The 12,956-nt window shown below is 57.7% G+C and carries 6 protein-coding genes; all 6 read right to left on the reverse strand.

Annotated elements, in window-relative coordinates; all coding sequences use genetic code 11:
• The coding region (locus tag KUW18_RS02695) for a hypothetical protein (RefSeq protein WP_409995819.1) at window positions 1–2,830 on the reverse strand (2,830 nt) is incomplete at its 3' end.
• Window positions 2,785–3,579 (reverse strand): hypothetical protein, encoded by a 795-nt coding sequence (locus KUW18_RS02700; RefSeq protein WP_222560766.1) that lies wholly within the window; start codon window positions 3,577–3,579, stop codon window positions 2,785–2,787. The genes KUW18_RS02700 and KUW18_RS02695, both read right to left, overlap by 46 nt.
• 1,202 nt (window positions 3,580–4,781) lie before the next feature.
• Entirely contained in the window at window positions 4,782–9,854 is a 5,073-nt protein-coding gene (locus KUW18_RS02705) for an Ig-like domain-containing protein (RefSeq protein ID WP_222560767.1), read from the reverse strand.
• A gap of 556 nt (window positions 9,855–10,410) precedes the next feature.
• Entirely contained in the window at window positions 10,411–11,124 is a 714-nt protein-coding gene (gene purC, locus KUW18_RS02710) for a phosphoribosylaminoimidazolesuccinocarboxamide synthase (RefSeq protein WP_206940029.1), read from the reverse strand.
• Window positions 11,125–11,179: 55 nt separating this feature from the next.
• Window positions 11,180–11,980: an MBL fold metallo-hydrolase gene (locus KUW18_RS02715; protein WP_222560768.1), complete on the reverse strand. Its 801-nt coding sequence runs from the start codon at window positions 11,978–11,980 to the stop codon at window positions 11,180–11,182.
• Window positions 11,980–12,945 carry a lipoprotein-34 gene (locus KUW18_RS02720; protein WP_222560769.1) on the reverse strand — a complete coding sequence of 322 codons (966 nt, stop codon included), beginning with the start codon at window positions 12,943–12,945 and terminating at the stop codon, window positions 11,980–11,982. Before KUW18_RS02720 ends, KUW18_RS02715 begins: the two co-directional genes overlap by 1 nt.
• Between the last annotated feature and the right edge of the window lie 11 nt (window positions 12,946–12,956).

The following is a 12,956-nucleotide window of genomic DNA, read 5'->3' on the forward strand; positions in this document are numbered from 1 at the left end:
CTACGCTGTTGGCAATGCTGGCGTTGGCCCCATTACCGATGGCCACGCTGTTGCTGGCGCTGGCCTTGGCCACCGGGCCCATGGCCAGGCTGTCGGTACCGCTGGCATCGGCGCCATTCAGCGTCGAGTTGGCCTGGTAGTACTTAGCATCACCCTGCAGGTCGGTGATGGCGGAGGTATTTCCCCCAATGGCGGTGGTATTACCCTCAATGGACGTCTTATTGGCATCGGCCAACGTCTTGTTGGCGGTGATATTGCCTTCCGCCGTGTCCATACGGCCATCCAGCCCATCCACCTCCTGATTGGTGGCGTAGAGCTGGCTGCCATTGACCGCATCGGTACTGGTCGCGGATAGCTGGCCCGCCGCAACGTTGGTGATGGTGCGCTCACTGCCCGCTGCGCCCACACTGACGGTGCCCTTGGCATCGCCACCGGCGAAGGTGTGCTCGGTGCCCGCCACGGTGCCTTTTGCGGTATCTACGATAGCGGCCGTGGTAGCACCATTACCCAGGGCCACGCTGTCTGCCACCGAGGCATTGGCCCCATTACCGATGGCCACGCTGTTGGTGGCGCTGGCCTTGGCCTCCGGCCCCATAGCCAGACTGTCGGTGCCGGTGGCCGACGCCGCCGTGCCGGTGGAATTGGCCTGATAGTACTTGGCATCACCCTGCAAATCGGTGATAGCAGTGGTATTCCCATCAATGGCGGTCTTGTTGCCATCGATCAGCGTCTTGTTGCCATCAATCGACGTCTTGTTGGCGGTGACATTGCCCTCCGCCGTGTCCATACGGCCGTCCAGCCCATCCACCTCCTGATTGGTGGCGTAGAGCTGGCTGCCATTGACCGCGTCGGTACTGGTAGCGGATAGCTGGCCCGCTGCCACGTTGGTGATGGTGCGCTCGCTACCGACGGCACCCACGCTGACGGTGCCCTTGGCATCGCCACCGGCAAAGGTGTGCTCGGTGCCCGCCACGGTACCCTTGGCGGTATCGACGATGGCGGCCGTGGTGGCCCCGTTACCCAGGGCCACGCTGTCGGCCACCGTGGCCTTGGCGCCATTGCCGATAGCCACGCTGTTGGTGGCGCTAGCCTTAGCCACCGGACCCATGGCCAGGCTATCGGTGCCAGTGGCCGACGCTGCCGCACCGGTGGAGTTGGCCTGGTAGTACTTGGCGTCCGTCGTCAGATTGGCAATATCACTATTGATCGTGGTGATATCACCTCTGTTCTTGGCCACTTCTGTATTCGTAGCGAACAACTGACTTCCGTTCACCGCATCGGTACTGGTCGCGGATAGGCGACCTGCTGCCACGTTGGTGATGGTGCGCTCGCTACCGACGGCACCCACACTGACGGTGCCCTTGGCATCGCCACCGGCGAAGGTGTACTCGGTGCCCGCCACGGTACCCTTGGCGGTATCGACGATGGCAGCCGTGGTAGCACCGTTACCCAGGGCCACGCTGTCGGCCACCGTGGCCTTGGCGCCATTGCCAATAGCCACGCTATTGGCCTTGTCCGCCACCGCAGATGGGCCCATGGCCAGGCTGTCAGCGCCGGTGGCCGACGCTGCGGCACCAGTCGAGTTGGCCTGGTAATACTTGGCGTCCGTCGTCAGATTGGCAATATCACTATTGATCGTGGTGATATCGTCTCTGTTCTTGGCCACTTCTGTATTCGTAGCGAACAACTGACTACCGTTCACCGCATCGGTACTGGTCGCGGATAGCTGGCCCGCTGCCACGTGGGTGATGGTGCGCTCGCTACCGACGGCACCCACGCTGACGGTGCCCTTGGCATCGCCACCGGCGAAGGTGTGCTCGGTGCCCGCCACGGTACCCTTGGCGGTATCGACGATGGCGGCCGTGGTGGCCCCGTTACCCAGGGCCACGCTGTCAGCCACCGTGGCCTTGGCGCCATTGCCGATAGCCACGCTATTGGCCTTGTCCGCCACCGCAGATGGGCCCATGGCCAGGCTGTCGGCACCGGTGGCCGAGGCCGCAGTGCCGGTTGAGTTGGCCTGGTAGTAGTCAGCATCAGATTTAAGGTCAGCCAGCGCCGCCGTGTGACCATCGATGGTGGTCTTGTTGCCATCGATGGCGAGATTACTGGCGTGGAGCTGGCTACCGTTCACCGCATCGGTGCTGGTCGCTGACAAGCGGCCCGCCGCCACATGGGTAATCGTACGTTCAGTGCTGGAAACGGCATTACCTTCGCTATCTGTCGTCGCCGCAGAACCGACACTAACGGTGCCCTTTGGTGCAGTACCGGCAAAGGTGTATTTCGTCCCCGCTATCGTCGCATCAGTCGTGCCAACGGCCTGCTCCGTGGTCGTACCACTGCCCAGCGCAATACTCGAGGCTTCGCTGGCATTGGCCCCGTGCCCAATGGCGATAGCCTCCAGGGCGGACGCGGTACCGTTGGTGCCCATCACGATGGTGTGGTCGGCGCTCGCGGTTCCCGAGCTACCGACAACCGTCGCTCCCAGTCCGTCCACATTGGCATTATTGCCAATGATATTCGCCTGTTTCGATGCAGCAGACACCGTATTGCTGGATCCAGCAACGCCTGCAAAATCAGCGCTGATATCGTTGTTGTTGCCGAGCACGCGTACGGCGTTACCGTCTACGTCATTATGCATGCCGATAACGCTGGAGTACTGTGACGCGTCGCTGATCGTATTGGAGTCACCAATGGCGTTCGCACTCTCAGCGTTGGCACCGATAGAGCTGTTCGTGCCGATCACCACGCTATTGGCAGCGCTAGCGGTCAGTGCACTACCAAGACTCACCGCGCCATCAGCGCTTGACGTGCTTCCCTCCCCAATAGCGATGGCTTTGGTCCCGGTTGCACCAGACTCCCCCCCAAGGCGATGGCACCGTCTTCCGTCGCCTGCGCACCTGCGACGGTATTGCTGCCCATGGCGATGGCACCCACACCTGACGCTGTGGTTGGCGTCTGCAAGGTGTCATCGTTAAACAACTTGTCAATAGCGGCACCGATGGCAATAGACTGGCTTCCCGTAGCTTCAGCCCTTGCCCCCAACGCCATGCTACTTAACGCTGTCGCCCGCGCGCCTCCATCTGTATTGGCACCCAACGCAATTGCATTGTCGGCGAGTGATTGAACACCCCCCATCCTGGGCAAGCTGCCAGATACCGCCATGCCGCCACCTATCGCGATGCCATTCTTATGGCTGGTATAAGCGGAGCGGCCGATGGAAACACCGCCAGAACCATCAGTGACCGTCTGATCACCAAGTGCCACGCTAGACTGAGCGCTATTACCTGTCGTCGCTGCATACCCTACTGCAACGGACCCAGGGCCACCTGCCACGGCTCCAGCGCCGACCTGGACAGTGGTGGTTGCTCGTGTCAGTTGGCGGCTAGTTCGACTATCGCTACTGGCAGAGGTTAAGGTACTTGCATAGGGCTGCGTTTGGTCGGCATCGTCACTACTAGAGATTAGAGTGCCATCACACTCCAGACTTTCTTTCTCCGCATCTAGCACATCAACCTCAACAGAGACACCGTCACTACCCACCTTCTCACAAGGTGTCGTCCTCTCCGTCGTGGTCGCCATGACTGGTCCAGCTGCGCTTAATAACACCACTAACCCGAGTGAAGTGACGAGGGTCCGACCTGAATGCTCGTGCCCCGCCCGTCTAATAGCATCCGCGAGAGGTGTTAAGCCAGTGGGTATCCGCCCAATCCCGCTAACAAGTGCTTGACACTCCATTATCACTATCCTCTAACTTCAGCAATATTCATTCGCGAGCGCCATCTTTCCGTTGAGACAAAATATCGTCCCTCCAAGAAAACGCCTCTAGCATGATCAAGGGTCAAGGAAGCCACTGGGGAGAAAGGCGCCGACATTCGCAGTCGATCGAGCATCGGTTGAAGATGTACTTCATTCACCCGACCTTAGCGTGTCGTGATTCATCTCCTAAAACGCATCTGATGTAACTAAATATTCACATGTCAGCCAAAACCAACTCCGACCAACCATCTTGACCCAGCATAAAACTCGCATAACATATGTAACATTAGTCAGATACGAACACTTACACAAAGACTAATACTGATACCTACTGACAATCAACCAAATAATTAACTCATTAATCAGCCATTAAAATGAATATTAACATTACAACGTGCACACTAGATCCATTAGATCATACAAAAAGAATCGGGCCGCATGAAAAATATGGACGTTAACCCCAAAAATGCGAACTCATTATCCACCAAGAACAGGCAGGCCAACCTGTTGATTCTATTGATCTTATAAGCCATTAAGAAAAACGTGAATAAAACCTGTATTCTCACAGGATAAAGACTCGGCCACATGACCCAATAATACTTCATTAAAAACTATGAAGAATGCCATAGATCAACCTCCTAGACGCATGGGGCACCGAGGCAGTCAGTGGAGGTATTGGGCGGCCACAAGGTTATCTCTGTCGCCAACAGGAGATTTCAGGAAGTTAGGTTGCATCAGGTGCTGCCGCCAGCCGTCGGGACAGAGAGTCAGCCACCTGCATCATACAGTCACCTAGCAGGCGGGCTAACTGGCAACGCGACATGGGGTCAACACGACGATAGGCAACGGTCTTGCCCATCTCCTCACGTATAGATATACGACGAATCAAAAAAGCGCCCGGTATTTACCGGGCGCTATACACTTAACCATCGAGATGAGCGTCAACACGCCCATCTCAAGCGAGCATTACCTGGACTACTGAACCTTGCCTAAGTCCAGCAATACTTTGAGAGCGGCTACTATCACTACACCTCCAATTGACCGTTTTGAATCAGTTGGTTAAGGAAGTCGCCGCTGATGTCCCCACCCATGCTGACACCTTGTAGCAGAATGGTCTGATCGGCGTTCGCTCCGGAAGACGCGATACCGCCGTCCGATTTCACCGAGATCAGTGTGTCAGCGCCTTCCTGGCTGGCGACCAGATAGTCGGACACATCGCTCTCGACAGCGCCATCGAGAAGATCCGATAGGTCGAGCTTGTCCGCCTCGCCGCTGGCGGTGAAGCTGCCCAGGCCAAAGTCAGCGATGGTGTCCTTAGCGACGATACTGCTGGCATCTCCCTGCTCAAAAGCAAACACATCTGCCCCAAATCCCCCCATCAGCAGGTCATCGCCCGCACCGCCGATCAGCAGATCATTGCCCCCGCCGCCCACCAGCACATCATCTCCGGCGCCGCCACGCAGGGTATCGTTACCACCATCCTGGCGGGCTGAGTCCAGCAGCGAGGTGTAGTTGTCACTGATGTACTGACTCACCTGATCGCTTGTCGCCGTAACACCGTCATTGACCGCCCACTTCAGGTATTCGGTCAGGCCTTCATAGCCCAGGCCATCATGCCCCGCGGCCGTAAAGGCTTCACCGGTATCACCATTGGTCCAGACCAGATGATCGGTATTGATGGTGTCGCCGAAGATGACGTCGCTACCCGCACCGCCCTCCAGATTGTCGTTACCCAACGACTTGAGCGCATCGATCTGGCCACCATTTGCCAGGGCTGCGTCTAGATCATCGCTGTCATAGACGATATCCAGCTGGCCGTAGCTGGCCATGTCGTCATCGCCCAGCAAACGAGTTTCGAGCCGGATATCGTCAACATCCAGGCGATCATCACCTCCAATATTGTTCGCGACCTCGAAGACTAAACGGTACTGCCCTGCCTCCAGGAAGCCCGCATCCCAGGTGACCCAACTGCTGGTATCACCGAGCGACGAGCTCGAATAATGCTGCCAGCTACCGCCAACGAAGGTCTCGATGGTATAGCTGATCGAGTCTTCTGGAGATGTTTCATCCGTGCCATATTTGAAAAGCAACGCGGTCTTGAGGTTATCGCTTCCAGTTTCCGACACAAAGAAGGATGGGCTAATGACCTGAGCCGCAGTACCGTCAGCCTTCCAGTCTTCTATACGGAAGAAGCCAGCGGTCTGATAGGCTTTAGTGCCATCACCAGAGGTGCGCAACCAGTCCTCGACCCGTAGCGGCTCCATGGATCCGGCGAAGAAGCGGGCCAGGTACTCAGTTTCAACCAGCGTACCCGTATAGGAAATCCCATCCGTTCCCTGAACGTCGGTGTTGTCGAAGAAGCGAAGGACATCCGTCACCGTGCCTCGACCGATCCCGACGGCGTTGACCTCACTAAGGGATGACAGCTCTTCAAAGGCTTCAACCGCCTCGACGATGGCGTTCTTGTTGACCGCCCCCCCGCCATTGACGATGCCACCATTGTCATTGAGCCAATAGTTGGGCGCACCATCCGTCAGGAAGAAGGTCAGGTCTTCATAGTCGCTGTAGGCCGGATTGGCATCCTGCGCCGTCAGCCACTCGCTGGCCTTGCGAATCCCTGCTTCGTAGTTGGTAGCGCCTTGTGCGTCCAGGCCATTGATGAAGTTGATAACTGAATTGATGTCACTCCCGCTGGAGCCCAGGTCAAACGCAACATGCTGCACGGCGTTGCTGTCGAAATCGACGATCTGCAGATTGACCTTGCCATCGTGGCCAACCAGGTCGACCACGAGCTTTGTCAGGGCCTGCTTCACCAGCTGTATCTTGGTCAAGCCATCGGTTCCTGAACCCACCGCCATGCTGCCGGTGGTATCAACGATCAGCGAGATGTTGTAGTTGGTCGACGGCTTCAAGGTGGTCATCACGCCGCCTTGATCACCTACCAGAGCGTCGTCGCCCGCACCAGTAGTCGCACCATTGTCACCGTTATCGCCCACGAACAATTCATTAGACTCGGTCCGAGTCACCTGCACCCTGAGGTCAGCGGTCGCGGCATCACCATCACCGTCGGTGAGGGTATAGCGAATGCTGGCATTGCCATCGAAACCATCTGCCGGGGTAAAGGTCAGGGTGCCGTCAGCGTTGACGACAACGGAACCCACGTCCGCACCACCGACCACGTTGGCGCCAGTGATGCGAGCGCCATCGGCACCGGTACCGTCATTGGCCAGCACATTCACTGTGACTGGCTCACCTTCGGATGACATGGCGGAGTCAGCACGGGCGATCGGGGTGTCATCATCGATGATCACGCCCAGCTGACCACTTGCTGTATCACCGTCCGCATCCGTGATGGTGTAACCCACGTCCAGCTTGATGTCGTCTTCGACGCCTGCGACCGAATGATCCAACGGCTTTGCCAGGGTTACCTCGTAAGCACCGCTTGCGAGATCCGTCAGTTCAATCGTAAGCACCGGCCCCCCATTGGCACTTCCGACCAACGTCTGTCCATTGGCGCTGACCGACCAGCTGACGCTATGACCTTGAGATGTCAGATTCGGAAGTCCGCTGGTGCTCCACTTGAAGCTGCCAGCACCATCTTCCCCAAAACTGTAGCCAAGCGTCCCGGTCGCCACGGGGCTATTCTTCAACACATCATTGATACCACCCGCTACGCCACCCGCCAGCCCGTCTTCGTCAACGACTGCCAGAGGTACCTTGCCAGAGGGGTTCCCCTCGCCACCAGGTGTCGTCGGCGTGCCGTCGGTGCCTTCCACGGCTACCGATAGGCGGCCGACTGCCGTGTCTCCATCACCGTCAATTACGGTATAGTCGATCACCACATCGCCGCTATAGCCATCAGCGGGTTGGAACGTCAAAGAACCGTCGGCATTGACTGTCACCGTCCCGACGCTGGCGCCACCCACTACACTCGCACCAGTAACACGGGCACCATCGGCCCCCGTGCCGTCGTTGGCCAGTACATTCACCGTCACCGACTCTCCATCGGAGGTCGTTGCTGAGTCATTACGAACCACTGGGGTGTCGTCATCGATGATCACACCCAGCTGGCCATCCGCCGTATCGCCGTCCGCATCCGTGATGGTGTAACCCACATCCAGCTTGATGTCGTCTTCGATGCCTGCGACCGCATGATCCAACGGCTTCGATAGGGTGACCTGGTAGGCCCCGCTTGCGAGATCCGTTAGTTCAATGGTGAGTACTGGCGCTCCGTTGGCACTTCCCACCAGGGTGTGCCCATTAGCGCTGACCGACCAGCTGACGCTATGACCTTGAGATGTCAGATTCGGAAGTCCGCTGGTGCTCCACTTGAAGCTGCCAGCGCCATCTTCCCCAAAACTGTAGCCAAGCGAGCCTGTTGCGACGGGGCTATCCTTCAACACATCATTGATACCATCCGCTACGCCACCCGCCAGCCCGTCTTCGTCAACGACTGCCAGAGGTACCTTGCCAGAGGGGTTCCCCTCGCCACCAGGTGTCGTTGGTTCGCTACCGGTGCCACCGCCACCTTCCACCCATATAGACAGGCGACCGACTACCATGTCCCCATCACCGTCAACCACGGTGTAGTCGATGACCGCGTCGCCGCTATAGCCATCGGCGGGATGGAAGGTCAAGGAGCCGTCAGCATTGATCGTTACGCTGCCAACAAGGTCTCCTTCATCCACCGATGCGGTAAGGACTCCACCCGCGCCATCGGCGCCAAACCGATCGTTGTCGAGCACGTTAACGGTCACCGCTTCGCCCATCTGAGTTTCAGCGGTCTCATTGGCGACTACCGGACGATCGTCATCAACCACCACCTTGAGCTTGCCAGAGGCAGTGTCCCCATCAGCATCAGCGATGGTATAGCGAGCGTAAAACTGTATGTCGTCTTCCACACTCGGATTCACATGATCGAGCGGCTTGGACAGTACGACGCGGTAAAGACCGTCGAGCACGTTGGTCAGCTCGATGGTAATGACCTGTTCCCCGTCAGCATCCAAACCCTCAATGATCAACCCATTGCTTGATAGTGACCAAGTCACCGCACTGCCACCTGAGGTCAGGCTAGGCAAACCATCGGTGCTCCAGGTAAAGCTACCGGCTCCATCGTCGCCGAAGTCATACCTCAAGCTACCGGTGGCCACCGTCGGGTTGGTCGGCACATCCTGAATACCACCAGAAATCCCCCCGGCCAAACCATCCTCATCGACGATGGCCTGGGACGGCTCTGAGTCCGGGTCATCGTCAATTTCAGGCGTCGTCGGGCCCTCGCCACAGCCGCAGTCAATTTCCACGGTCGCACTACTCGTCGCACCGTCTCCATCCCCATCGGTGGTGACAATGTCAAAACGCAGCGTACCCGCCGCCAACTCGTTCGCAGTGAACTTCCAAGTGCCATCGGTGTTCACGATAAGAGTCCCAGCACCCGTCTCGATATTGCTGCCAAGCGGGTATTCGGTGCTGTCACCGGGCAGTCTCACCACGCTACTACGAATGCCATCAGCACCACCTGACTCGGCCCAGGTGCCGGTTACCACATCCCCTGGCTGCACGCCGTCAGGCGCGTCAATCCTGTTCATTGGTGAGTCGTCATCGACGTCAATGGCCAGACGGGCCGAGCTTTGGTTGCCGTTTTTATCGGTAATGGTGTAACCCACCGAGAAGACCAGGTTATCTTCCACACCAGATTCCGGGTGATCCAAGGGCCCCAGCAGAAATACCCTATATGCACCTGTCGCGACATCGGCCAATTTAATGTGCAGGATCGGCGTACCATCCGGCGTCTTAGCGGCAATCACTTGGCCATCCGCCGAGCGCTGGAAAGTCAGCGGTTCCCCTTGAGATGTCAGGGTCGGAAGACCATCTGCACTCCACTGAAAGGCGCCACTATCGGTAGGGCCAGCCGCACCGAAGTCGTAGGGTAACGAGCCCTGGAAGAGCACTGCCTTGCCCGCATCATCAGCGGCTCCCCCCACCAAGCCTCCGGCAAGACCGTCTTCATCAAGGTGAGCGATATCAGCAAAGTCCGAGTCGCTACTCGTGACGGCGGTACTGATGAGCTGTGTAGCATCTACATTTTGTGACGAACTCATTGATTAAGCTCCCTAGGCGACAACAGAGATACATTTTTTTACACGCCTACAGACTAGGAGACTCTTTTGCGGCCCAACATTGTACTCATGTGCACGCAACACTTACGGGAAGCAAAAATATATGGAATATGCACAATTTATGAGAAAAAGCTCAGCGCTCGCTCCAAAAAACCTCACGCATACGTTCAACGACGCAAAAGATAGATAAAAAAAATACTTACATTACAATATATTAAAAAATTCAGCATCGATTTACTGCAGGACATTACGCATACAGATGTTGCTTATATTTACAATAACGCATGCAACACATCGAGTTAGTAACGAATACAATCAAGTATGAAGAACCTCAGTTTCTGCTCGTATAGAATGCCGAAATATCTCAAAAAAAATGTCTAATAAATAGCTGAGTGCCCACCCTTTTCTCCTCTCCTTCCCAGCAGATAAGCCTCCCCTCTCTTTTCAAGAAAAGTCATACCCACAAAAAAAACGCCCGGACCAATGTCCGGGCGATGTGCGCGATGCAGCAGAGCAGAGGAGAGACTGCGCCGCTCTGTCAGCTGAAATCGATGCCGATACGCCGACCGACTTCTTCATAGGCCTCGATGACGCCGCCGAGTCCCTGACGAAAACGATCCTTGTCGAGCTTTTCTCGTGTTTCGGCGTCCCAAAGGCGACACCCATCAGGCGAGAATTCGTCTCCGAGCACAATCTTTCCGTGAAAAACACCGAACTCCAGCTTGTAGTCCACCAGCAGCATGCCGCCATCAGCAAACAGCTGCTTCAGCACCTCATTGACCTTGAAGGTCAGTGCCTTCATTTCGGCCAGCTGCTCAGAGGTTGCCCAGCCGAAGCTTTCCGCCAGCGACTCGTTGACCATGGGGTCATGCAGCTCGTCATTCTTCAGAAACAGTTCAAACGTCGGAGGATTGAGTGCCTGACCTTCTTCCACCCCTAGTCGCTTGACCAGGCTACCGGCGGCGATATTGCGCACCACGCACTCCACCGGAATCATGTCGAGCTTCTTGACCACACACTCGGTGTCCGACAGCAGTGTCTCGACGTGGGTGGGAATGCCCGCTTCCTCCAGCTTCGCCATGATAAAGGCATTGAAGCGGTTATTGACCTTGCCCTTGCGCTCCAGCGATTCCATGCGGCGACCATCGAAGGCGCTAGTATCATCTCGGAAGTGCAAAATCAGCCGATCAGGATCATCGGTGGCGTAGACGGACTTGGCCTTACCGGCATAGAGTTCTTCGCGCTTTTCCATGGGTGCCTCCACAGGCAATCAAAAGGGTTCTTAGTCAAAGGACCGAAGTCCTGAATCAATGGATCGCTTGCCAATCCAGGCCGTCGTCCTGGGCAGCCACGGTCAGGCGAGATTCATCGCCGCTCATCAGAGGCATCAGAGCCTCCAGAGCGAGTTCGGGGCGATTATTATGCTCCGACAGATGCGAGCAGACGATACGCTGAAGGCGGTCCAGCCCCAGTGTGGTCAGCAGTGCCGAAGCCTGGGCATTGGCCAGGTGCCCCCAGTGCCCGCCCACCCGACGCTTGAGGCTGGGCGGATAGGGGCCATCTGCGAGCATCTGGACATCATGATTACATTCGAGAACGAGCGCATCGCAGCCGCGAAACGCTCTCTGGACGTGCTCGGTGGGGTGTCCCAGATCCGTCAACAATCCCAGCCGAACATCGCTGGCGCTGATGCGAAACTGCACGGGTTCTCTGGCATCGTGAGGCACCGTGACGGCATCGATCTCCAGCCCCTTCACCGCAAACCGAGACTGGGGAGTGATCCAATGGGTACGAGGCAGGCGCCCCAGCTTTCCCGCTAACCAGGTGCCGGGCGTAAGGTGCACCGGCAGATCGTAACGGCGCGCCAGCGGGCCCACACCACGCACATGATCACCGTGCTCGTGGGTAACCAGCACGGCGTCGATCTGCCGCGGGTGAACGCCTAGCCGAGCCAGGCGTCGCTCGGCTTCCTTCAGCGCAAAACCACAGTCAACCAACAAAAGCGCATCGCCGTCGGTCACCAGGGTCGCATTGCCCTTACTACCGCTCCCGAGAGAGGCAAAGCGAAGGCCTCGGTGCACCGACTCGCTGGTAGATCCTTCCCCCATCAGCGCAGCAAGCCCTCCATGCGCTGCAGCAGCTCACGCTGGTCATCACCGGACAGAGGCTCCTCGTCGACCGCCCGAGCTTCCATCAATGTCTCCTGTCCCTGAGGCGTCAGCCGCATCTCGACGCGATGCATCGACTCGGTCAGGTCCATGGACATCAGTGAGTCAACGAAGCCGCGGGTGCGCTCGCTTTCGGTCACGTAGTCGATGACAAACCGCTTGCTGGCTTCATCTGCAGAGACCAATTCGCGACGATCTTCCATATCGAAGTTGTTCTCGAGCTGAAACGCCAGTTCGGCATAGGCCCGGTCGATATCGAAGGGCAGCACCATTACCCAATCGTCGCCACGGGGCTCGAAGCGGATGCTCTGACGATCCGCCGCTTGTTGGGCCGAGGCAGACGCGATACTGGCGGAGGCGCTGCGAGCCTCGAAATGACGCTGCAGCGAGTTCAGGCACAGACGGTTGAGCTGCCCCGCGGTATCACAGCGAATCTCGCTGGTACCCGTGCGCAGCCCCTGACGCAGCAACAGGCTGGCGTCGGAAGTCTCGATAACCCCAGTGGCGCTATCACTGCGCGTGATCTCGAGTCCCCGCTGCTCGGCAAAGCGCTCAAGCTCTGGCCACACCACCGCGGGCGCAGCACCCACCACCAGCCAGCGATCTGCATCGGTTTCTCGAACCGCCACATCACCGGCAGCCACCGCGGTGCTGGCTGACAAGGTCTGAGGCAAGGGCGCCGCAAAGTCACCCTCTCGAGCATAGAAACTGCCGCTCGCCTGAGGCACCGGCATGATGTCGCGGTAGCGGCTCTGGTCCCGGGTTCCAGGCAGCGTCAGAGGAGCCGCCTGCCGAGCGTCAGCATAGTCCTCGTTGCGGTCGTGATAGTGCCCTTCCTTGGCACAGCCAGCCAAAGCCAGTGCCGCGATCATCGCCAGCGGCAATCCTTTAAGCGCAGAATTCATGCGTCCACCTT

This window comes from Halomonas sp. DP5Y7-2, from assembly GCF_019802025.1.
Taxonomy (GTDB): Bacteria; Pseudomonadota; Gammaproteobacteria; order Pseudomonadales; family Halomonadaceae; genus Halomonas; species Halomonas litopenaei_A.